Genomic DNA, 22,920 nt, shown 5'->3' with positions numbered 1-22,920 from the left:
CCAGAGCGCGGGGGCGTCGCGCGACGCAATTGCCGGGCCCCGGCGCATACCGCGTCCGGAGTACGAGGCCCGCTTCCGTACGCCTTGAGGATGCCCGGGAGTTCCGCCCGGCGGCAGGTGGGACGGGGTGGCGGGCCGCATAGGGTCGGAGCATGGACTCCCCTGTTGCGCGTACGTCCCGGTGGCGGCGCCTGCTGCCCCGCACCCGAGGCCGGTGGGCGGCGGCCGGTGCCGCGCTCCTCGTGCTCGCCGGTGCGGGCACCTGGACGGCGGTGGCCGACGACAGCGGCCCCGCCGTGCACCGCCAGGACCGGATGATGCGCGTCGACGGGGTCTCCCTGGACACCTCGTACTTCACCGCCGGGGGCGACGGGCGGCGGCCCGCCGTGCTCATCGGCCACGGATTCGGCGGCAGCAAGGCGGAGACCCGGGCGCAGGCCGAGCAACTGGCCCGCGACGGATACGCCGTCCTCACCTGGTCCGCGCGCGGCTTCGGCAAGTCCGGCGGCGAGATCGGGCTGAACGCGCCGGACCGCGAGGTCAAGGACGTGTCGCGGCTGATCGACTGGCTCGCCGCCCGCCCCGAGGTCCGGCTCGACGCGAAGGGCGACCCGCGCGTCGGCATCACCGGGGCGTCCTACGGCGGCGCGGTCTCGCTGCTCGCCGCCGGACACGACCGACGCGTCGACGCCATCGCCCCGCAGATCACCTACTGGAACCTCGCCGACGCGCTCTTCCCGGACGGCGTGTTCAAGAAGCTCTGGGCCGGGATCTTCGTCAACTCCGGCGGCGGCTGCGGCAACTTCGAGAAGGAGCTGTGCGACCTGTACGAGCGGGTCGCCGTCAGCGGCAAGCCGGACGCCGCCGCCCGCGCCCTGCTCACGAAGCGCTCCCCGAGCGCCGTCGCCGACCGCATCAAGGCCCCCGCGCTCATCGTCCAGGGCCAGACCGACTCCCTGTTCCCGCTCGGCCAGGCCGACGCCATGGCGAAGGCCATCGCCGCCAACGGCGCCCCCGTCTCCGTCGACTGGGCGGCCGGCGGGCACGACGGGGGCGACATGGAGACCGGCCGGGTGCAGAAGAGGATCACCGGCTGGTTCGACCGCTACCTGAAGGGGCAGGAGGGCGCCGGCACCGGCCCCGCCTTCCGCGTCACCCGGACCGGCGGCATCGACTCCACGGACGGCGCCGCCCTGACCCGGGGCGCCACCAGCGAAACGTACCCGGGCCTGCACAGCGGCCCCCGGACCGTCGAACTGCGCGGGCGCACCCAGAAGATCACCAACCCCGCAGGGGCCAACCCGCCCTCGATCTCAGCCGTACCCGGCGTCGGCGGCTCGCTCGCCCAGCTCTCCTCCCTCGGCGTCGGCGGCCTCGCCCTCGACTTCCCCGGCCAGTTCGCCCGCTTCGACTCCGCCCCGCTGCCCACCGCCCGCCGCATCACCGGTGCCCCCACGGTCCGGGTGACGGTGAAGGCCGGCCACGGCGACGCGGTCCTGTTCGGCAAGGTGTACGACGTGTCGCCGGACGGGAAGCGTCAGGTGCTGCCCGCCCAGCTCGTCGCCCCGTACCGGATCACGCCCGCGCACCAGGGCAGGCCGATCGAGCTGACCCTGCCCGCCGTCGACCACGAACTCGACGCGGGCCACCGCATCCGCCTCGTCCTCGCCGCGACCGACCTCGGCTACGCGTCCCCGGCCGAGCCCGCCACGTACACCGTCTCCCTCGACGGGCCCCTCACGCTGCCCACCGCGCCCGGCCTGAAAACCGCCTCGGCCGCACTGCCCTGGTGGACCTGGGGGCTGCCGGCCGCCGCCCTGGTGATCGCCGCCGGCCTGCTGCTCACCGCCCGCCGCCGTACCGCGACGCCCGCACCCGACCCCGCGCTCACCGACGTACCGCTCCAGATCACCGGCCTGTCCAAGAAGTACGCCAAGTCGGCGGACCGATACGCCGTGCGCGACCTCTCGTTCCGCGTCGAGAAGGGCCAGGTCCTCGGCCTGCTCGGCCCCAACGGCGCCGGGAAGACCACCACCCTGCGCATGCTCATGGGGCTCATCACCCCCGACGACGGCGAGATCCGGGTCTTCGGGCGGGCGATCCGTCCCGGTGCGCCCGTGCTCTCCCGGGTCGGCTGCTTCGTGGAGGGCGCGGGCTTCCTGCCGCACCTGTCCGGGCGCGCCAACCTGGAGCTGTACTGGAAGGCCACCGGCCGCCCCGACGGGGACGCGCGCATCGACGAGGCCCTGGAGATCGCCGGGCTGGGCGACGCCCTGGCCCGCGCCGTGCGCACCTACTCGCAGGGCATGCGGCAGCGGCTCGCCATCGCCCAGGCCATGCTCGGCATGCCGGACCTGCTCATCCTGGACGAACCGACCAATGGACTGGACCCGCCGCAGATCCGCGAGATGCGGGACGTGATGATCCGGTACGCGGCCGGCGGCCGCACCGTGATCGTCTCCAGCCACCTCCTGTCCGAGGTGGAGCAGTCCTGCACGCATCTGGTCGTCATGGACCGGGGCCGGCTCGTCCAGGCGGGCCCCGTCGCCGAGATCACCGGCTCCGGCGACATGCTCCTGGTCACCGCCGCCGACCCGCTCACCGAACCCCTCGTGGAGAAGGTCGCCGCCCTGCCCGGCATCGGCTCCGCCGTCCGCACCGACGACGGGCACGGGCTCCTCGTCCGGCTCGACGGGGCGAGCTCGCCCGAGTTGATCGCCGAGCTGGTCCGCCTCGACGTGCCGCTGACGGGCGTCGGCCCGCACCGCCGCCTGGAGGACGCCTTCCTCACCCTGATCTCAGGAGGCTCCGCATGAGCACCGCAGCCGGCCTCGCCGAGGCCCCCGAGGCGCCGGGCTACCGCGCCCGCCACACCCTCCCGCTGCGCGTCGAGGCGGTCCGGCAGCTGCGCCGGCGCCGGACCCTGCTCATGGGCGGGGTGCTGGCCGCGCTGCCGTTCATCCTGATCATCGCGTTCGCGATCGGCGGCACCCCGGACGGCGGGCGTGGCGGCGCGGACCGGATCACGCTGATGGACACGGCGACCGCGTCCGCCGCGAACTTCGCCGCGACCTGCCTGTTCGTCTCGGCGGGCTTCCTGCTCGTCGTCCCCGTCGCACTGTTCTGCGGTGACACCGTGGCCTCCGAGGCGAGCTGGTCCTCGCTGCGCTATCTGCTGGCCGCGCCCGTGCCCCGGGCCAGGCTGCTGTGGAGCAAGCTCGTCGTCGCGCTGGGCTTCAGCCTCGCCGCGATGGTGCTGCTGCCGCTCGTCGCGCTCGCGGCGGGGGCGGCGGCCTACGGCTGGGGGCCGCTGCAGCTGCCGACCGGGGGAGCGCTGTCGGCCGGGGACGCGGTGCCGCGCCTCGCGCTCGTTGTCGCGTTCGTCTTCGTGTCCCAACTCGTGACCGCCGGACTCGCGTTCTGGCTGTCGACGAAGACCGACGCCCCGCTCGGCGCGGTGGGCGGCGCGGTCGGGCTGACCATCGTCGGCAATGTGCTCGACGCGGTCACCGCGCTCGGCTCCTGGCGCGACTTCCTGCCCGCCCACTGGCAGTTCGCCTGGGCCGACGCGCTCCAGCCCACCATCGAGTGGGGCGGCATGGCGAAGGGCGCGGCCGTATCGGTGACGTATGCCCTGATCCTGCTCGCCTTCGCGTTCCGAGGGTTCAGCCGTAAGGACATCGTGTCCTGACCTTGACATTCCGCCGGTTCCGCGCTCGTCGTTGCCGCATCGAGATCGTTCCGCAACGCTTTCGTCCGGTCCGGACCGCCCGCCCGCACGTCACATTCACAAGTGCTGACGTGACGACACAGGGGGTACGGGATGGAACACCGCACACGGAAGTACCGGTCCGCAGTGGGGCTGTTGCTCGTGGGGGGCGTGCTGCTCACCGGCTGCTCGGGGACGGACGGCGGCGGCAAGGCGACATCCGACCAGCGGCGCGCGGGGGCGCCCGCGCCCGCCTACACGGGCGGGGCGAAGGAGGAGGGAGGCGAGGCGGACCGGCTGAAGGAGCCCGCCCGGCCGGACTACCTCTCCACCTTCGCGCTGGACGTCGACACCGCCTCGTACGGCTACGCCCGCCGCACCCTCGCCGACGGCCGGCTGCCCGGACCGGAGACCGTGCGGCCCGAGGAGTTCGTCAACAGCTTCCGCCAGGGCTACCACCGTCCCGAGGGCAACGGCTTCTCGGTCTCCGTCGACGGGGCCAGGGCCGCCGACGACGGTGACTGGTCGCTGGTCCGGGTCGGCCTCGCCACCAAGGCCGCGCCCTCCACCGCCGAACGGCCCCCGGCCGCGCTCACCTTCGTGGTGGACGTCTCCGGCTCGATGAACTCGCCCGACCGGCTCGGCCTGGTCAAGACGTCGCTCGGCATCCTCACGGACGAGCTGCGCGACGACGACTCCATCAGCCTGGTCACCTTCAGCGACGAGGCGGAGACCGTCCTGCCGATGACCCGGATCAGCGGCCACCGGAGCAGGATCCGCGACGCCGTCGACTCGCTGGAACCCGCCGACTCCACCAACGTCGGGGCGGGCATCGAGCGCGGTTACGCGGCAGCGGTGGAGGGCCGCCGCAAGGGCGTGAACAACCGGGTCGTGCTGCTCTCCGACGCGCTGGCCAACACCGGCGACACCGAGGCGGACGACATCCTCGAACGGATCGACTCGGCCCGCCGCGAGTACGGCATCACCCTCTTCGGCGTGGGCGTCGGCAGCGACTACGGCGACGCGTTCATGGAGCAGCTGACCAACAAGGGCGACGGCCACACCACGTACATCGCCGACGAGGAACAGGCCCGCAAGGTCTTCGTGGACCAGCTCCCCGCCCACCTCGAACTGACCGCCCGGGACGCCAAGGCGCAGGTCGCCTTCGACCCGGAGACCGTCGAGAAGTTCAAGCTGATCGGCTACGAGGACCGCAAGGTCGCCGATGAGGACTTCCGCGACGACACCGTGGACGGCGGCGAGGTCGGGCCCGGCCACACCGTCACCGCCCTGTACGCGGTGCGGCTGCGCGACGGCGCCTCCGGCCACGTCGCCACCGCGACCGTGCGCTGGCTCGACCCGGAGACCCGCAAGCCGCACGAGAAGACCGGTTCCGTGGCGACCGGGGCGATCACCGGCAAGCTCTGGGGCGGCCGGAGCACCCGCCTCCAGGTGGCGGCGGTGGCCGCCTACTTCGCGGAGAACCTGCGCGGCTCCGGCCTGCCCGGCACCCCGGGCCTGGGCGCACTCGCCGACCGGGCCGAGAAGCTGGCCACGACCACCGAGGACGCCTCGGTCACGAAGCTGGCCGACGCGATCACCCGCGCGGACCGGCTGAAGGGCGGCGGGGACACCGTGGAGGACACCGGAGAGGGCGAGATGGACTGACGCGAGGAGCCCCGGGGGAGCGGCACGCCCTCCCGGGGCTCCGGCGGTGTTTACGCCGCCGCTACACGGTCCGCGCTAGCGTGCTGTGCCCCGCGAAAAAAGGGACCTCCCTCGGGGGGAGGTCCGGCGCGGGCGGCTGGGCGAAGGCGCCCCCGGCAGGACTCGAACCTGCGGCCAAGTGCTTAGAAGGCACCCACTGCGTATAGTCCATACCCCGCTTGACCTGCAACTTATCCCTTGGGTGACGGCTGGTCAGGCGTTTTGTGGGACGTATGTGGGATTCGACTGTTCGGGTGACCTGTGGGTCAACGACGGCGGCTACGGGGTCCTGTGCGACTACATGACCGATGCGTTCGGTGTTACCACACGCACCGAACCCGCCCGCCCCGACTTCACCGCCCTCGCCGAGTCCTTCGGCATCCCGGCCACTCTGTCGTCCCCCGCCACGCTCCAGCCCGATCTCGCGCAGTACCTCGCCACCCCCGGCCCCTCCGCCGTCGTCCTCCCAGCGGTCCTGAAGCCCTTCGCCCCGACCCGCCTCTGAGCGCAGCCAACCAAGATCTCCCAAACCCTCCCGTCGGCCCACCCTGGACGGTATGTTCCGGTCCGCGGGGCGGCACCGCAGGCCAGGTGGCACCCGCCGGGCCGATGTCAGAGGCCGCGACTAGGCTGAACGCGGAGAGGAGGACGGTGTGCTGCTGAGATTCCGCGTGGCGAACGTGCGGTCCCTGCGCGACGAACAGGAACTGTCCTTCATCGCGCCCGAGAGCGGGGGCGATGGGTCGGCGAACCCGGTGGAGCTGGCGGGCGGCGGAACCTTGGCCGTCTTCCCGCTCCTCGCCGTCTTCGGTGCGAACGCTTCCGGCAAGTCGAACGTTCTCAGCGCCCTCGGCGACATGCGGCACGCGGTGCTCAACTCCTACGCTCGCTGGGCGTCCTACGAGGGCGTCCCCCGCCACACCTTCGCGCTGAACCCGAAGAGCGAGGACGAACCGTCTTTCTTCGAGGTTGACATCGTCATCGACTCCATCCGCTGGACGTACGGCTTCGAGCTCGCCGCCGACCGGGTCGAGTCCGAGTGGCTGCACAGCTACCCGCGCGGCCGCCGTCAGGAGTGGCTGGACCGCGACGCGTCCCGGACCGAGGTTTACAGGTGGCCGGGCGGCCGGGTTCGCGACCGATCCCAACTCGTGCGCCGCACCCGACCGAACGCCCTCCTGCTCTCCACGGCCGGCACGGACAACCATCCGCAGCTCTCTCCGCTTTTCCACTGGTTCCGGCGTAATCTGTGGTCGATCGACCCGGAGGCCGAGCGCCCTCAGCGCGAGGCGTTTACCACCCGGGAGCTCGCCGGGCACCGCGCCCAGCGGATCCAGGAACTGCTCCGGGTCGCGGACCTCGGCATCACCGGGGCCTCTGTCGTGCAGGAGGACCCGGGCAAGAGCTCGGTGAAACTGACCCACCGGTCGGCGGGCGAGGACGTAGCCTTCGACTGGGCGGAGGAGTCCTACGGCACCCGCTCCTGGTTCGCTCTCCTCGGCCCGCTGTTGCTGGCCCTCGACGAGGGCGCGGTACTGCTCATCGACGAGCTCGACGCCAGCCTGCACTCCCGGTTCGCCGCCGAGGTCGTGCGGCTCTTCCATGACCCCCTCGCGAATCCCAGGGGTGCGCAGCTGGTCTTCACCTCCCACGACGCGACGATGCTGACCACCCCCAGCGGGGGAAGGCTGCTGGAGCCCGGGCAGGTGTGGCTGACGCAGAAGGACAAGGACGGGGCGACCGAGCTCTACCCACTGACGGACGCGGAACCGGGCGAGGAAGAGGACCTCACCCAGTCCTACCTCACGGGGGCGTTCGGTGGCGTTCCGTCCCTGCTCGAGGGGCAGATCGCGCGGCGGCTGGCCACGGCGCGGGAGACCGGGGCGTACGAAGGGGCGGGACAGGGCTGATGGCGCGGCCGCAGCGGGGAAACGACGCGTTGGGACGGTCCTCGAGGGGGGCAGGACAGCGGAGACGGGTGGTCTTCGTCTTCACCGAGGGCGAGGTGACCGAGCCGTCGTACCTCGACATCATCACCGAGGTGGGGGTGCTGAAGAACCCTGCCGCCAAGGTCGAGCTGCGCATCGCCAACCGGAAGAAGAAGAGCGACCGCAAGCCGATCGACCTCGTCGAGATGGCTGCGGACTTCCTGCGCGAGAAGACCCGCGAAGCCAAGCGCGCGAAGCTTAAGGGCGCCGCCGCTCAGCCGCAGGTCTGGTGCCTCTTCGACCACGACAACCATCCGAGTGTCCCCGAGGCGATGAAACTGGCCAAGGAGGCAGGTGTCCATGTCGCCTTCTCGCATCCGTGCTTCGAAGTGTGGCGGCTTGCCCACTACAAAGCGGTCACTGGTTCGTTCGACGGGGTGTGCGGTCTCGCGGCCGCCCGGCTGCCTTTCCAGCGTGGCAGTGAGGACGCCGCCAATCCAAAGCTCGTCCTTCCCGGCCAGGTCCTCGGCCGGTTCACACAGGCCCGGGACAACGCCCGGCGCATGAACGACCAGCACGGTGACGATGTGCCCAAGTTCGACCGCGACCCGTACACGGACATGCATACCTTCGTCGAGGACGTACTCGGCATTGCCTCCTACTGACGTCCCCGGCAGACCGGCCGCCGCTGATTTCGGGATGGGGCGGGACGGTCATAGGGTCGGACCGTCATTTCAGGTCGTAGGGAGTCACACGTGGCCAAGCTCACGCTTGCTCAGTTGGAGCGGCACCTGTTCGCCGCAGCCGACATCCTCCGGGGCACGATGGACGCCTCCGAGTACAAGGACTACATCTTCGGGCTGCTCTTCCTGAAACGCGCCAACGACGAGTTCGAGGCGGCCCGGGAACGTATCAGGGAGCAGGCGAGGAGGGACTGGGGCTTCGACGGCGAAGAGCTCGACGCCTACCTCGAGCAAGAGGCCCCGTACCGCGAACGCGACGTGCTGTTCGTCCCCGAGAAGGCCAGGTGGCACAGGATTTCGGGCGTCACGCGCAACATCAACGAGAGCGTGCTGCGCCCTGCCCTTCAACTTCTCGAAGGGCAGAACGAGAAGCTCACGGGTCTCTTTGACCACCTGGACTTCAACCGCATCGGCGGCTCCGGCGCGGCCGCGGGCACGGCCACGCTGGCCGACAAGCGCCTGGAACTCCTCATTGCGCACTTCGGCCGGGTCCGGCTGCGCACGGACGACTTCGAGTTCCCCGACCTGATCGGCGCAGCTTACGAGTACCTGATCAAGGAGTTCGCCGACTCGGCCGGCCGCAAGGGCGGCGAATTCTACACCCCGCGCGCCGTGGTCCGCATGATGGTCGAACTCCTCGCCCCCACCCAGGGCATGCGGATTTACGACCCGTGTGTGGGCTCGGGCGGCATGCTCATCCACGCTGCGGAGTACGTGGAGGAGCACGGCGGGGACACTTCCAACATGTTCTTTGCCGGCCAGGATGCCAACAGCGGCTCCTGGATCATGTCCACGATGAACATGGTCCTGCACGGCGTGCGCCGCTTCGACCTGACCACCGGCGACACCCTGGCCAGACCGACCCACGTCCCGACCTCGGACGCAGACCGCTTCGACGGCGTGCTCAGCAACCCGCCGTTCTCGATGGACTACACGGCCACGGACCTGGCGCACAGGACCGAGCGGACCTACTACGGCCTGACCAGCGAGCGCGGCAAGGCCGACCTGATGTTCCTCCAGCACATGCTCTGGGAGACCAAGAAGGAGGGGCGCGGCGGCATGGTCATCACCGTTATGCCCCACGGGGTGCTGTTTCGGGGCGGCGGCGAGCAGCAGATCCGTACGAAGCTGCTCGACGAGGACGCCGTGGAGGCGGTCATCGGCCTCGCTCCGAACCTCTTCTACGGCACTGGCATCCCGGCCTGCATCCTGGTGTTGCGCCCGCCGGGCTGTAAGGACCGGGACAGGGCGGAGGACGAGCCGGAGCGCGCGGGGAAGGTCCTGTTCATCAACGCGGACCGCGAGTACCACGCCGAGCGGGCGCAAAACGTGCTGCTGCCCGAGCACGCCGAGAAGATCACGACCACGTTCCGGACATTCGCCGAGGTGCCTGGCTTCTCGCGCGTCGTGACCCGCGAGACGCTCGCCAAGAACGGCGACAACCTCAACATCCGACGCTACGTGGACAACACGCCGCCACCCGAGCCGCAAGACGTCAAGGCGCACCTGGTCGGCGGGGTGCCGCGCGCGGAGATCGAGGCGAAGAGCGAACTGCTCGACGCGTACGGGATCGGGGCGGATGACTTGTTCGCGGAGCGCTCGCCCGCCGACGCCGACTACCTGGACTTCCGGCCGGCCAACGCCCGCCCAGACCTTGGCGCGCTGGCCCGGCCGCGCGAAGAGGAGCTGCGGGCCGCGTTCGCCGAGTGGTGGGCGGCGGAGGCGAAGCACCTGGAAGCAGTGGCCGCGACACCGGAACTGCTCGCCGCGTCGACGGCCTCCGAGCGCAAGGCCGCGCTGATGCGGGCGCGAGGCTCGCTGATGGACTCCTTCGTCGACCGGCTCACCCAGGTCGGCCTCCTCGACCGATATGCGCTCGCGGGCGCGGTCGCCGGGTGGTGGCACGAGGCCAAATACGACCTGCTCGCCCTGTCGGAGAACGGGTTCACGGGCGTGATCGACGGCTGGGTGGAGAACGTCGAGACCCTGCTCTCCCCCGAACAGGAGCCCCGCACAAAGAAGGAGCGCAAGCGGACCGCCGCGGAGCGGCGCCAGGCGTACGACCACAAGCTCGTCGCCGCGATCGCCCCTGACTTCCTGACGGAGCTGAAGGAAGCGGACGCGCGCAAGGCGAACCTCGACGCGAAGTGGAAGGAACTCAACGGGCGGCTGCCGAAGGAGCTGGCGGCAGGGAATGGCTCGGCGAGTTCGGCGGAGGCCGACGCCGACGTCGAGGAGGTCGACGCCGACGTCGAGGAGGTTGCCCTCTCGGCGGAGGAGTTGGCGGATCTGTTGGGGGAGATCGCCGTCGTGAAGAAGGACCGCGCGAAGGCGGGCGCGGTAGTCAAACGCCTGGAAGCGGACTTCTGGTTCCCCTACCCGAGCGACCCGCCCACCTTGGGCGAGGAGCCGCCCCGGCTGTTCCGTGCGCGCGCGGCACTGGATGCGGCCAAGGAGCGCCGGGTCGTCCTCGCCCTCCTCCGCGACGACCTCGAGTTGAAGCTGAACGGCCACGTGGTCCGGTGGCAGCGGGAGTTGACAACGTCCTACGAGACGTGGGAGCGCAAGTACGCGGTCTCGCTGGCCGAGATTCGCGCGGCCCGCGAGCGGGCGACGTCGAAGCTGGACGGGTTCCTGGAGGAGTTGGGATATGAGTGAGCTTCCCCCTGGGTGGATGCTTTCCAGAGTCGGTGATGCATTTGACATGCAGCTTGGCAAGATGCTGAGCAAGGAAGCGTCAGCGGGGGTCGAGCAGCGTTGCTACCTGACCAATAAAAACGTCCAGTGGAATCGGCTCGACTTCGATTCGATCAACTTTATGAGTTTCGACTCGGCAGAGCGTGAAAAATTTCGACTGGTCCGAGGAGATTTGCTGGTAACCGAGGGGGGTGAGGTCGGGCGGACTGCGATGTGGGAGGAGGAGCGTGGTGAATGCTACTTCCAGAAGTCGCTGCATCGACTCCGGTCCCACGGAGAGATTGATCCTCGGTTCATGCTGCATTACATGCAATATGCTGCCCGTCGGCGGATGTTCACAGATTCCGTGGGACAAACTAGCATCGCTCATTTGCCGCAGGACAAGTTCGCCGAGCACCTAATCTTGCACCCAGCTGATCTTGCGGCCCAGCGCCGGATTGTGGCTGCGATTGACAGCCTGGGGGAGGTAGAGCGTCGTATCGAGACGTCGATCGCCAAGCTGCGCGACGTGCGACGCGGCGCCGTGCTGATGTCTCTGGCCTCCATTTCGGGGAAACATCCGCCGAAGGGGTGGGTGCGTACTCCTCTCAAGGATGTCGTGCCGATGGCTGAGTATGGCACCTCTGAAGCGCTGAACAGGGATGGGCGAGGCACTCCAGTGTTGCGTATGAACAACATCCGCAACGGACGGATCGACTCGCACGAACTTAGATACTGTCCAGTCCCCGTTCCTCGGCAGTTGTATCTGCGGTATGGTGATGTATTGTTCAATAGGACTAACAGCATCGATCATGTAGGAAAAGCCGCTATGTGGCGCGATGAACTGCCGAGCGCGACATTCGCATCCTATTTGGTGCGGATGAACCCAGACCGCAGCCGGATGTCGCCCGAATATCTCATCGAATGGCTGATGCATCCCGCTATTCGGCAAAAGGTGCGCTCCATCTCGACGGTTGCCGTTCAGCAGGTGAACGTAAATCCCTCTCGCCTGCGCGAGTTGGAGATCGACTATCCGGCCGATTTGTCCGAACAGCGACGTCTCGTCAGCGCACTTGAATCGTGTGATGAGCAGATCGCTCAAGAGGAAGGCGAGCTTGCGAAGTTGCGAGAGCTGAAAGTGGGACTCGTGGACGACTTGCTCTCTGGACGGGTTGCCGTTTCGGTGGCCGGGGGCTGAGGAGTAGACAGAACCACGATGCAGGAACCGGGGTATGAGGATCAGGCGGGAGAGGCGTCGGATCGCAAGGCTGTAAGAACGCGGACCAGCTCGTCATGGAGAAAACGACCGCCGGGCCGTCCGGGGTCTGGGAGTCGGTGACGGAAACGCCCGACGGAATGCGTCCAATGCCTCTACGCAGCTGCCGCCCTCGGTGTTGCTGTATGAGGACTTGCGCCAGCCCTCCCACGCGGAGCTGTCCGGAACGCTGCGCTCAGTCATGTCGTTCGTAGTCCTCCGCTATCGCCCGGAGTGGGACGAGTGACTCGGTCAGGGACAGTGCGTCGCTCAGCGCAAGATCGTGGATGGCCTGGAGTCGGGTGACCACAGTCGGAAAGTCGTGGAGCCTGCCCACCTGAGAGCTCTCCGAGCAGGCGATCGGTGGCTCGTCCTCGAAATACATCAGTGTGAGCATGCTTTGCAGCGGAGGGTAAGCACCAATCCTGTACGGCATTACATGAACCCACACCCGGCTGGCCTCCATCAGGCGGACCATGGGCCGGATCTGTTCCACCATGACCCTCGGCTCTCCGACTGCGCGATGCAGCGCTGCCTCTTCCAGGAGAACCCACACCGCAGGCGTGGCGAAGGTGTCGAGAATCATTGACCGCCAACGCCGTCGAGAGCATCCAACTCGAGATGGCCGCCGACCTGCTGGCCGACAACCGCACCTCCTCCGTACAGCTCCGCTTCCCGGGCGACCGGATGACTGGGCGCTGCGGGGCGTCGTGCGGATCGCCCACAGCAGAGGCGCCCGCCTGCCGGCTCCGGAGCGGGAAGAGCGGAAGGCCGGGGACCCTCGCGAAGGCGCCGCTGAGCGCTGACCGGAGCAAGCCTCCGTGCGGACGTACTACCGCATTCCGGAACGTCGGCACCCCCGTTCGCCGTTCTCTCTCCCGTACTCCTCGCGCGCCCCCGTCCCGCCGCGCAGAATGGATCTCCAGGGGACGTACGGGAAGAGGCGCTGGTTCGTGGTGATGCAGGTGGAGCGGGACGAGGTGGAGCGGCCGCTGGTCGCGCAGCTCAAGGCGATGGGGTGGACGCACCGTCCGGGCCGGGAGATCGGCACGCTCGACGTCAACACGCCCTTGCTCACGGACCTGCTCGACCCGGCCCTGCGCCGGATCAACACCCGGGCCCTGGACGGTGTGCCCTGGATGGGCGCGAGCGACGTCGACCGCGCCATCACGGCACTCGTCCGCGTGCCGCTCGGCGAGGGGATCGTCAAGGCCAACCTGACGGCCACCGGGCTGCTGCTCAGCGGACTCGTGCTGAGCAACCCCTCCGCCGGGCACGGCGGGGCGTCGGCCACGGTGCAGTACATCGAGTGGCACCCCGACCGGCTCCGTCTCAACGATTTCACTGTGGTCGACCAGCTCCGGGTCAGGAACCGCGCGGGCAAGGACTCCGTCCTGGATGTCGTCCTCTTCGTGAACGGCATCCCGCTCGTCGCCGTCGAGTGTAAGAGTCCCGACCTCGCCGAGCCCGTTCGCGAGGCTGTTCTCGACCTTCGGCACTACGCGGGCAACCCGGTTAGGGAGGAGGGAGCGCGGACCCGTCCGGGGGAAGGGCCCAGCCGGCCCGCCGGCGTACCCGAGCTCTTCCGCACCGTGCAGCTGCTCGTCGCGGCGACCGGTGAGACCGCCCACCTGGGGACGGTCACCTCCGGCCCCGAGCACTTCCACCCCTGGCGCAGCGTCGAGCCCGAGGACGGCGGCACCCTGCGGCGTGAACTTCTCACGGCGGGGCTCGTGCCGGACGCCGACGGGTCCGCGCCCGCCGCACTCGGCGAGCAGCAGAAGCTGGTGGGCGTGGTGCTGCGCCCCGCGGCGCTGCTCAACATTGTGCGGCACTACGTGATCGAGCTGCCTGTCGAGACCGAGACCGGCGCCACGCTGACCGTCAAGGCCGTCGCCCGCCACCAGCAGTACCGGGCCGCCGAGAAGGCCGTACGGCGGCTACTCGACGGGCGGGCCCGGAGCGGGCCGACGACCGAGGACGAGCGCGGCGGTGTCATCTGGCATACCCAGGGCTCCGGCAAGAGCCTGACTATGACCTTCCTCGTCCGGCGGGTCCACGCGCACCCGAGGCTGAGCGAGTTCACCGTCGTGGTCGTCACCGACCGCACCCAATTGCAGACGCAGCTCACCGAGGCGCTGGACACGAGCGGGTCCGACGTTGTGACGGCCGACACCCGCACTGAGCTGGAGGGCCTGCTGCGGGCGGGCGGTCGGCGGGTCGTCTTCGGGATGATCCAGAAGTACGGGGTCGGGCTCACCTTCTCCGGCGACGCCGAGCAGGACGAGGACGGCCGCGACCTGGCGGAAGAGTACGCGCAGGCCGAGCGGACCCGCGTTGGCACGCGCGCCGAGGTGGCGCCGCCCGTGCCGAACTTCCCGGAGTGCAACACGTCCCCCGCCATCCTCGTCCTGGTCGACGAGGCGCACCGCTCGCACACCAGCGTGCTGCACGCTGCTCTGCGCAAGGCCGTCCCGAACGCGGCGAAGATCGGGTTCACCGGGACGCCCATCACCACCGGGCGAGAGGAGGACACCCGCCGGATCTTCGGGCGCGGTGACTCCCCGCGCGGCTTCCTGGACGAGTACCGGATGGAGGACGCCGAGCACGACGAGGTCGTCGTCCGCATCCGCTACGAGGGTCGCACCGGGGAGGGAGAGGTCAAGGACGGGATGAGCCTCGACCGCCGGTTCGACGACCTGGTCCGTGACCGCACGCAGGAGGAGAAGGCCGCGCTGCTGAAGCGGTGGCCCACCGGAAGCGACGTTGCCGAGTCCGAGCCGATGATCGCGGCCAAGGCCGAGGACATGCTGGAGCACTGGGTGACCACCGTGCTGCCTGGCGGCTTCAAGGCGCAGGTCGCAGCCGTCAGCCGGAAGGCCGCCGTGGAGTACCACCACGCTTTGCGAGCGGCCCGCGACCAGCTCTTGGAGGAACTGGACGGCTACGACCCCGAGTCGGTCGTCGGCACTCCGCCGGAGAGGCTTGAAGGCCGGCTGCGCTATCTCCACCAGGCCCACCAGTTCCGGGCCCTGCTGCGCCGGATCGACTTCGTGCCCGTCATCTCGCCGAGCACCGGCAGCAAGCACGGCGAGTGGACGGAGTGGACCGACTCCAGGCGGCAGGAGGCGTACATCGCGCGCTTCCAGAAGTCGTTCCCGTTGCTGCCCCCCGATTCGGTGTGGGCTCCGGCGACGGCGGTGACTTCGCCGGTCCCTACCCCCGAAGCGGAGGCCGCCGACCCGAATGCGGACCATCCCTGGTCCCACGCCGTCACAGAGCCCCATGCGTCCCGGCGCGGTGCCGTGCCCGACCCGGTGCACCCCGACAGCCCCATCGCGATGCTGATCGTGAAGTCGATGCTGCTCACCGGCTTCGACGCCCCCCGCGAGCAGGTCCTCTACCTGGACCGCCCGATTCGCGGCGCCGAACTGCTTCAGGCCGTCGCCCGCGTCAACCGGCCGCACCCGGGCAAGGAGATCGGCTACGTCGTCGACTACTACGGCGTCTTCGGCCATCTGAACAAGGCGCTGGCCGGATACCGGGAGGCCGACCAGCACGACACGATGCGCAGCATGTCGGTGGAGATCGAAGGTCTCGAACCCGCCGCCGTCGCCGTGCGCGGCCTCCTCTGGGGCCTCGGTGTCACGGACGCCGACCTGACCGACCCGGTGCGGTTGCGTGCCGCCCTGGACCGGTTCGCGGACGAGGACACCCGGCTCGCGTTCGACACAGCACTGCACGACTTCCTGGACACGATGGAACGCGTCCTGCCGCACGAGGCTGCCCTCGACTACGTGAACGATGCCCGTCACTGGGGGCTGCTCCAGAAGCGCGTGCGCCGTCTGTTCCGGGACGCCGAGGGCGGCACGTTCACCCTCCGCAGGTACGGCCGGAAGGTCCGGGCCATGATCGCCGAGCACCTGGAGGGGCCGGAGATCGAGGAGGCGATTCCGCCCGTCTGGATCACCGCGGACGGCTTCGATGACGCGGTGCGCGGCCTGCCGCCCCGCGAGGCTGCGGCCGAGATGGGGCACGCGCTGCGGTTCCACCTGGAGGAGCGGGTCCGGCGGGAGGACCCGGAGAAGTACCAGCGTTTGTCGGAACGCCTTGAGGAGATCCTCCGGACGACTCCCGACCGGTTCGAGGAGCAGGCCGAGAAGTTCGCACGCCTGATCGAGGAGGTCAGGCAAGGGCACGAGGAGGACCCGGAGCTCGTCGGTCTCAGTCCGCTAGAGCAAAGGACCTACCGGCTGCTGGTCCAGCTCATGGCGGACAGGAGCGAGGTGAGGAACACCGGGGATGACATCCGCCCGCTCGTCAGTCAGCTGTGTGACGTGGCGGCCGAGACGATGGTGAAGGTGTCCTACCAGGGCCAGAGCCAAGACCTGGCCACACTGGCCGGGGTCCTCCAGGGAAGGCTGCTGGCGGGCGGACTCCGGCCCGCGGGCAAGGACTGGGCTCCGCTGAAGGCGATGGCTGAGCGACTCGCTTCCTTCGCGAACGACAACCGCCGCCAGTTCCTGGCCAGGGCGAGAGGAGAATAGGCGGGTGACCGCACCCGCCAAGAGGCACGCCGACAGCAGCTGGGACGCCCTGGCAGAGGCTTCCCGCCCAGGGGGTGCGTCGATCGACGTCGACGGGTTCTCACTGCGGGTCCGCGCCCACCCCCGGCGCAAGCGGTTCGCGCTGACCGTGGAGCCCGACGCCACCCTGACCCTGCACACTCCACCGGACCGCACAGCGGAGGAGGCCCAGGACTTCGTCCGGGCTCACCACCGTTGGCTAGTGACGAAGCTCGGCGAGCGGGAGCGGACCAGATCCCTGCACCCGGCCAAGCACCTGGCCGACGGCGAGGTGTTCCGCTACCTGGGCAGGACCTACCGACTGGCGATCTCCGACGGCCCCTCCAAGGACAGCCGGGTGCGGCTGATGGCCGGACGGCTCGTGATGGCCGAACACCTTGCCGAGCAGCCGTCGGCGGGCCGGGCCGCACTCGTCGACTGGTACGCCCGGGTCGGCCGCGCCTGGGCCGGCAACCGTTTCCAGCCATGGGCGGCTCGCATGGCGGTGGCCGAGCCGGAGCTGGAGGTGCGCGATCTCCAAGACCGCTGGGGGTCGTACCGGCCAGATGTGCGCGGGGGTGGGCCAGGGCTGATGGCCTTGGGCTGGCCGCTCTTCCAGCTGCCCATGCACCTGGTCGATTACGTCATCGCGCACGAACTCGCACACGTCCGGGTTCCGGACCACGGGGACGCCTTCTGGCGGCTCCTGGGCCTCGCCCTGCCCGAGTACGCGGCCCGGCGGGCCGAGCTCGACGAGGTGGGGCGGAGGATGTGGATGGGAGACCTGCGCTGAAGAGGGCTCTCTGAACCGCCTCCGCAGGCTGACGGGACAGCGAAAACCCTCGGCAGGAACCGCCACGCGCAGCCACTTGTCAGCGCTACACCACGGCTGTGAACACCGCACGCTCGTCCACCGGAGCTGCGCCGCCGCCCTGCGGACAGGCAGTGAACCTCGACGACAATGGAGCGGAGCAGTCGGCTCCCGCAGTTCGTTCAGCACAAGGCGACGTAACAGATCAGCGCACAGTCCAGCTCATGCCGCACCGGCGTAATGATCGTGAGACATCGTCTTAGACGGCCCCGGCATGTGTATCTCTACCGCTCTGACCTGTCCTTTTGATATTCAGTGACGCTTGGTCAGTCGTTCCCGGGGATTCAGGTGGGACGATCTGGCTGGCTGACTGGGTGGGATTATGGAGGTGGAGCCGATTGCGATTCGGGCACGTCCAGTTCCGCGGCGGCTCGCCAAGGCGACCGGATCGAGGTGCGGACGATGGATACCACCTTTGACGTCAGGGTCTGGCAGATCGAGCGGGGCTCCGGGAAGCTGCGCGAGTCCTACGGGGTCCGCTGGGCCGTCGCTGGAAGGCGCCATCGCAAGACGTTCCAGACATTCGCGCTGGCCGACGGTTTCCGAGCGGAGTTGGTGACCGCGACGCACGCTGGAGAACCGTTCAACATGTCGTCCGGCTTGCCGGAACGGCATGAGCCGAGAGCATCCACGGTCGGGTGGTACGACTTCGCCGTCCAGTTCGCGGACGCCCAGTGGCCACGTGTGTCGGCGAATCACCGGAAGAACACTGCGCGCACGCTGATGATCGTCACCACTGCGCTGCTGGACCGGGATCCACCGGCCGTTCCCTCGCGTCAGGTCCGTACGGCCCTGAGCGATTGGGCTTTTAAATACCAACCGCCGCGACGAGGCCCCGGATGACGTGGTCGCGGTGCTCGGCTGGGTGCGACGGCACACTCCGACCATGGACGCCTGGACCGATCCACTCATCGTCCAGGACGTGCTACTGGTACTGGGAACGCTGCTGGACGGGAGACAGGCGGCCGCTTCGTCCGTGCAGCGGCATCGACGGGTCCTGCATCTGCTGATGAGGTACGCGATGGTCCGCGGCATTCTGCCGTCCGACCCTGTTTCCGGGTCGCGGAACCTTACACAGCGGTCTGCCAGTGCGATCGACCGACGCCGTCTGCTGAACGAGCGGCAGGCTGCGCAGCTCCTCGACTGGATTCGCGGCCGGCCGCGCAGCGGGCAAAGACTGCAAGCATTCTTCGCCACGCTGTACTTCACGGGGCTGCGCCCGGAAGAAGCTGTCGCGCTGCGTGTCTCGGACCTTGTCCTGCCTGCCTCGGATGAACGGCAGTGGGCCGATATCGTGGTCCACACTGCCGAGCCCGAGATCGGGCGCACGTGGACCGACAGTGGAACCCGGCACGATCAGCGACGTCTGAAAGCCAGAGGAGAGGGCGAAACACGCATAGTGCCGTGCCCTCCGACCCTGTCCACCCTCTTGCGGTCGCGTATCCAGGAGGCGGGCCTGCTCCCCGACGATCGGCTCGTTCCCGGGGAACACGGCGGAGTTCTCGCAGGTTCCGTCTACCGCCGAATGTGGGACCACGCCCGCAGGGCAACCCTGCCACCGCACGTGTACGCATCACCGACAGGACAACGCGTGTACGACCTTCGGCACACCAGGCTGACGATGTGGCTGAACAACGGCATTCCGCCTGCTCAGGTGGCCGAGTGGGCCGGCACCAGCGTCGCCATGCTGTTCGCCACGTACGCGCAGTGCATCAGTGGTCAAGAGCAGGATCTGCGGCAGCGACTCGACGAGATGCCGGACGCCTCGGCCACCCTGATCCGTGATCGCCGGTGAGGGTCACCGCTCCCGTCGGTAGGGGTCCGTGTAGGGCTCCATGGACTGGCGGACCTCGTCCCGGACTGGGTCCATGAGGGGCCCGGGGGCGTAGTAGCGGGCGCGGGCCTTGCCGTGAGGGACGAGCCAGCCGCGGGCCACGAGCTCCCGGATGTCGCGGATGGCTTGTTGGTCGCTGAGGTCGGCGTCCTGCTGGTAGACGGTGCGGCGGACCTTCGCGTCCGAGAACGCGGGCAGCAGGGCATAGACGACCCGTTCGTCCAGACCGGTGGCCTCGACGCCCTCGACCAGGCGGGTCCAGGCCCGCGACATGACATCGAAGCGGCGCTGGGCCTGCTGGGCCTGGCGGTGGTGGGCTGTCAGGCAGAACCGTATCCAGGGGCGGGTATCCCGCTCGGGACTCCAATGCGGGCCGCCCACGTCCTCCAGGATCTGGTAGTAGGCGTAGGTGTTCTGCCCCCGGCCGAGCCATTCCTCGATGGAGGAGAACTCGGGCGGCATCAGGGCCTCACGGGAGAACACCAGAGTGGACAGGGCGCGGGACATGCGGCCGTTGCCGTCCTTCCACGGGTGGATCTTGACGAGGTTGAGGTGGGCCATGGAGGCGCGGACGTGGACGGGCGCGTCGAGGTCGCCCCCGTTGAGCCAATCGATGAACTCCGTCATCAGGGCGGGGACGTCTGTCTGGTCCGGTGCGGTGTAGGCGGGGACCAAGGGGTCGTCGGGGCTGGTGACGTAGACGGGTCCGTCGCGCCAGCGGCCGGGGCGTTTGTCGAGGTGGTGGCCCTGGAGCATGAAGTGCAGGCCGTTGAGCAGGCCGGCGTCGTAGCGGAAGTCGTCTCCGGCATCGGCGAGGGCTTGGATGTAGGTCATGCCGCGCTGGTAGCCCTCCAATTCGGCACGAGTCTTCTCCCCGGTCTCCAGGGGTTCTTCACCCGACATGAGGGCTTCCACGTCATCGACCGTCGCCGCGTACCCCTCGATGGTGTTCGATCCGGCGATTGCACGGGCGGTGAGGTTGCGGCGCAGCTGACGGGTCCAGCGAGGGGTGGCGCGGAGCATGTGGCGCAGGGAGCGGCGCATGCTCTCAATCTCGTCGAGGGCGCGGCGGTCGTCGGCGTTCAGGGAGGGTGTCACGTACAGCATGACTACATGACACGATAATTATGTCAAGGAGTCAATCTGGCGCCGATGTGGCTGTGGCGTGCGTCTCCCTCTCTCGCGCCGCAGGTGGTGGGTGCAGGTATCAGCCCAGTCGTTGAGGGCTTGCCCATGATCGGACCGGACGTGCGGCCGGCTCCATCGGGTGACGGAAGGGGCGCAGTGGGTCGTCCTCGGCCCAGGGAATGAGCGCGGCTGCCGGGTCGCCGTGGTTGGGAGCCGGGTGGCAAGCCGCCGCCAGACCTTGCCGGTGCGGGCCAGGCGGTCGTCCAGCGCTTTGGAGAGGAGTTCGAGCGCGGGTTTCCAAGTCCGAAGGGAGGCACGGGACCCAGGTTGCGCAGAGGGGGCGCAGCCCAGCCGCGCCGTCCGTGAATCTCCTGCCCACCGAGCGCCGCTTGCGTACCTTACGGCTGGACAACACCCGTACAAGCCAGGTTGCCCGCCCCGGACAGTCTGCCCGCACCGACGGACGGTCAGGCTCCGCACGGCGTCGGGTACTCCCAACGGAAGAGATGTGAACCAGGAGGCCGGGGTGTGGCTCCCTCGATCAGGCGCGCACATCCACCTCTGGAGCTTCACGTCTCCCTGAGCCACTATCCGTCGCCGCGCCCGCACGTCTGCCGTGCCGCCGGGGGATGGCTCGCTGTGCACCAGTCTCTGGACGATCCTCAAGACGGCGGCCGCATCACCACGGTCATCCTCCTCATCGCCGAGCCGACCGCGAACGCCGCCTGCATGGCCGGGTGCGTGGTGATGAGGCCCGCCTCGACGTTCGCCCGGACGGGGCGCCTGGACGGGAGTGAACTGCGGATCGAGGCCACTGACGCCTGGGGCGACAGGTAGCCGACGCCACAGCACCCCGGCAGTACCGGCGAGTCGGGGCATGCATAGCGCCGTGTCTAGGCGCTCGCCGATGGCTGGGGCGTGCGCCCGCACCACCCGGACACAAGATGGTGTAGGTCGTGTGCCGCCATCGAGGTGCGATGGCCGAGTCAGAAGCGGAATCCGAACAGTCCGCCTTCGTCGTAGGCGTCGGTCAGGCGGGGCTCGATGAGGTAGGGAGAGGGGTCGAAGCCGCCCAGGCGGGTGCGTTCCAGCTTGTCCGAGTTGAACGTCACGATGTACTGGAGGCCTTCTTCCTCGGCGACCTCGGACGCCAGCGTCAACGCCTCAGTCACCTGGCGGTCGTCCACCCCGTCGAAGAGATGGCTGTCGTGGACCAGGAATCCGGGCCCACGGTCGTGGCGGAGGGCGATCACTGCGGCCGTGAGATCAAGGCAGAAGATCACCATCTTATTAATGCCGACGCTGCCTTGACTGTCGACATGTGCGGAGATTTCCAAGCTGCTGGTGCCGGCTCTGATGGTGAGGTATGCCTGCCGGTCCTGCCCGTAGAGGCGGCGAGCGAAGCGGGCGAAGAGCCACGTGGCCTCCCGGGTCTGCTCGCCGCGCTCCTCCAGGTCGAGCTCCAGTTCCTCCTGGAGCTCGACGCGCTGCGCCGTGATCTCCCGCTGGCTGGCCTCCATGAACTGCGCCGTCTCATGCTGTTTGCGCAGAGCTTCGAGCGCCGCCTGTTTCTGGGCAAGCAACTGCTGGAGCGCCGTGAGGCCGTCGAGGGCACCTCCGTCGCGCAGTGCGCTCAGTGTCTCGGTGAGATCCTCACCGAGACGGGCACGCTCGTGTTCGCGCGCCGTGAGTCTGGCCTGCGTCTCTTCGATCTCGTCGGCGAGGTAGCGGCGGCGGTTGCGGACGATGGATGCGTGGAAGCCCCGTACGTCCTCGAAGGAGCGGTGTACCCGGTCGGGCAGAACAACGCCTAGTTCCCGGTACATGGCGTCCACGTACGCCGTGTCTGGTTCGTTTGCCTCCTCCACTGCCCGCCGTAGTTCCGCCAGGTTTCGACGGTCGATCACGTCCTGCTCCGGGAGCGAGCGGACTCTCTTGTCCAACCCGTCGGCTCGCGCCTGAAGTTCTGCGTACGCGGGCACTACGTGGAAGGAGGCGATCTGTTCGCGGAGCCGGTTCACGTCGCCCTCCGCGACGATGATCCGTCCGCGCAGGTCCGCCGTCGTGCCGACGACCTGGTGCCAGGACGGATCGTTCATCGCCGACCGCAGCTGCCGTCGGGTCGCTTCCCGTGCGGCGATGTCGCGGTAGCCGGCGGCGAGCCGCCAGTCCAGGCCGAGGAGGTAGGCGAGGTTGGCCGCGGCCTCTGCCGTCGGTTGCTGCGGGTAGGTCCGCACCGGGTCGTTGAAGGCGTGTGATCCAACGCGGCGTATGAGAAGCGACAGCAGGGCGCGCCCCGAGATGCCGGGGTGGTCGGCGGGCAGCCGGAAGAGGTTCGTCTCGATCCGTGTTCTCCACTCCGTCACAGGCATCTCACGAGCGTGGTTGAACGCGAAGAGCTCTCCGGCCTCTCCCTCGGTGCCGTCTGGAGCGTCGGTCAGGACGATGCCTTGCTGGGCACCGCGCCTGCTCACATTTACCGGCTCCTCGTGCCCGGGCCAGTC

General features: G+C 69.0%; 15 protein-coding genes, 1 tRNA gene and 3 pseudogenes. 13 read left to right on the top strand and 6 right to left on the bottom strand.

Annotated elements, in window-relative coordinates:
* The first annotated feature begins 152 nt into the window (after positions 1 to 152).
* From ACFZAT_RS18470 to ACFZAT_RS18460, 3 genes are all read left to right on the top strand, one after another.
* Positions 153 to 2,816 carry an alpha/beta fold hydrolase gene (locus tag ACFZAT_RS18470; RefSeq protein ID WP_391265264.1) on the top strand — a complete coding sequence of 888 codons (2,664 nt, stop codon included), beginning with the start codon at positions 153 to 155 and terminating at the stop codon, positions 2,814 to 2,816.
* Positions 2,813 to 3,691, top strand: coding sequence for an ABC transporter permease subunit (locus ACFZAT_RS18465; protein WP_391265263.1), 879 nt, complete (start codon positions 2,813 to 2,815; stop codon positions 3,689 to 3,691). Before ACFZAT_RS18470 ends, ACFZAT_RS18465 begins: the two co-directional genes overlap by 4 nt.
* 132 nt (positions 3,692 to 3,823) lie before the next feature.
* Complete coding sequence (locus tag ACFZAT_RS18460) at positions 3,824 to 5,377, top strand: von Willebrand factor type A domain-containing protein (RefSeq protein ID WP_391265262.1); 1,554 nt, start codon at positions 3,824 to 3,826, stop codon at positions 5,375 to 5,377.
* A 147-nt stretch (positions 5,378 to 5,524) separates the two neighbouring features.
* Here ACFZAT_RS18460 and ACFZAT_RS18455 read toward each other — a convergent pair.
* A tRNA-Arg gene (locus ACFZAT_RS18455) sits at positions 5,525 to 5,626 on the bottom strand.
* Positions 5,627 to 5,675: 49 nt separating this feature from the next.
* Here ACFZAT_RS18455 and ACFZAT_RS18450 point away from each other — a divergent pair.
* The 5 genes and pseudogenes from ACFZAT_RS18450 to ACFZAT_RS18430 all read left to right on the top strand — a co-directional run.
* Positions 5,676 to 5,921 (top strand): annotated as a pseudogene (locus ACFZAT_RS18450) (thiamine pyrophosphate-dependent enzyme); the annotation flags it as partial.
* Between the two features lie 148 nt (positions 5,922 to 6,069).
* Positions 6,070 to 7,326 (top strand): AAA family ATPase, encoded by a 1,257-nt coding sequence (locus ACFZAT_RS18445; protein ID WP_391265261.1) that lies wholly within the window; start codon positions 6,070 to 6,072, stop codon positions 7,324 to 7,326.
* Positions 7,327 to 7,394: 68 nt separating this feature from the next.
* Positions 7,395 to 8,009 carry an RloB domain-containing protein gene (locus tag ACFZAT_RS18440; protein ID WP_391265260.1) on the top strand — a complete coding sequence of 205 codons (615 nt, stop codon included), beginning with the start codon at positions 7,395 to 7,397 and terminating at the stop codon, positions 8,007 to 8,009.
* Between the two features lie 90 nt (positions 8,010 to 8,099).
* Positions 8,100 to 10,745 (top strand): N-6 DNA methylase, encoded by a 2,646-nt coding sequence (locus tag ACFZAT_RS18435; protein WP_391265259.1) that lies wholly within the window; start codon positions 8,100 to 8,102, stop codon positions 10,743 to 10,745.
* Positions 10,738 to 11,961 (top strand): restriction endonuclease subunit S, encoded by a 1,224-nt coding sequence (locus ACFZAT_RS18430; RefSeq protein ID WP_391265258.1) that lies wholly within the window; start codon positions 10,738 to 10,740, stop codon positions 11,959 to 11,961. Before ACFZAT_RS18435 ends, ACFZAT_RS18430 begins: the two co-directional genes overlap by 8 nt.
* Positions 11,962 to 12,067: 106 nt before the next feature.
* Here ACFZAT_RS18430 and ACFZAT_RS18425 read toward each other — a convergent pair.
* The 3 genes and pseudogenes from ACFZAT_RS18425 to ACFZAT_RS18415 all read right to left on the bottom strand — a co-directional run.
* A pseudogene (locus ACFZAT_RS18425) lies at positions 12,068 to 12,121 on the bottom strand (hypothetical protein); the annotation flags it as partial.
* Between the two features lie 32 nt (positions 12,122 to 12,153).
* Positions 12,154 to 12,222, bottom strand: a pseudogene (locus tag ACFZAT_RS18420) (DUF397 domain-containing protein); the annotation flags it as partial.
* Complete coding sequence (locus ACFZAT_RS18415) at positions 12,215 to 12,736, bottom strand: Scr1 family TA system antitoxin-like transcriptional regulator (RefSeq protein ID WP_391265311.1); 522 nt, start codon at positions 12,734 to 12,736, stop codon at positions 12,215 to 12,217. The gene ACFZAT_RS18415 and the pseudogene ACFZAT_RS18420, both read right to left, overlap by 8 nt.
* A 241-nt stretch (positions 12,737 to 12,977) precedes the next feature.
* On the opposite strand from ACFZAT_RS18415, the gene ACFZAT_RS18410 reads away from it, so the two are divergent.
* The 4 genes from ACFZAT_RS18410 to ACFZAT_RS18395 all read left to right on the top strand — a co-directional run bounded on the left by ACFZAT_RS18410 (position 12,978) and on the right by ACFZAT_RS18395 (position 19,249).
* Complete coding sequence (locus ACFZAT_RS18410; RefSeq protein ID WP_391265310.1) at positions 12,978 to 16,565, top strand: type I restriction endonuclease; 3,588 nt, start codon at positions 12,978 to 12,980, stop codon at positions 16,563 to 16,565.
* A 4-nt stretch (positions 16,566 to 16,569) separates the two neighbouring features.
* Positions 16,570 to 17,376 (top strand): YgjP-like metallopeptidase domain-containing protein, encoded by an 807-nt coding sequence (locus ACFZAT_RS18405; protein WP_391265257.1) that lies wholly within the window; start codon positions 16,570 to 16,572, stop codon positions 17,374 to 17,376.
* 480 nt (positions 17,377 to 17,856) lie between these two features.
* The gene (locus ACFZAT_RS18400) at positions 17,857 to 18,297 is read left to right on the top strand and encodes a hypothetical protein (RefSeq protein WP_391265256.1); all 441 of its coding nucleotides are present in this window, start codon (positions 17,857 to 17,859) and stop codon (positions 18,295 to 18,297) included.
* A 43-nt stretch (positions 18,298 to 18,340) separates the two neighbouring features.
* Entirely contained in the window at positions 18,341 to 19,249 is a 909-nt protein-coding gene (locus ACFZAT_RS18395; RefSeq protein WP_391265255.1) for a tyrosine-type recombinase/integrase, read from the top strand.
* Positions 19,250 to 19,252: 3 nt separating this feature from the next.
* Here ACFZAT_RS18395 and ACFZAT_RS18390 read toward each other — a convergent pair whose 3' ends face one another.
* Positions 19,253 to 20,395, bottom strand: a complete 1,143-nt coding sequence (locus ACFZAT_RS18390) for a Fic family protein (protein ID WP_391265254.1) — start codon at positions 20,393 to 20,395, stop codon at positions 19,253 to 19,255.
* Between the two features lie 660 nt (positions 20,396 to 21,055).
* On the opposite strand from ACFZAT_RS18390, the gene ACFZAT_RS18385 reads away from it, so the two are divergent.
* Positions 21,056 to 21,253, top strand: coding sequence for a hypothetical protein (locus ACFZAT_RS18385; RefSeq protein WP_391265253.1), 198 nt, complete (start codon positions 21,056 to 21,058; stop codon positions 21,251 to 21,253).
* A 149-nt stretch (positions 21,254 to 21,402) separates the two neighbouring features.
* Here ACFZAT_RS18385 and ACFZAT_RS18380 read toward each other — a convergent pair whose 3' ends face one another.
* A complete protein-coding gene (locus ACFZAT_RS18380; protein WP_391265252.1) occupies positions 21,403 to 22,890 on the bottom strand; it encodes an ABC-three component system protein in 1,488 nt (495 codons plus the stop codon).
* Positions 22,891 to 22,920: the final 30 nt, after the last annotated feature.

It is taken from the genome of Streptomyces sp. NPDC008163 (genome assembly GCF_042956885.1).
Lineage (GTDB): Bacteria > Actinomycetota > Actinomycetes > Streptomycetales > Streptomycetaceae > Streptomyces > Streptomyces drozdowiczii_A.
Note: the sequence above shows the minus strand (reverse complement) of the source record. Positions and strands in the feature narration are given on the sequence as shown.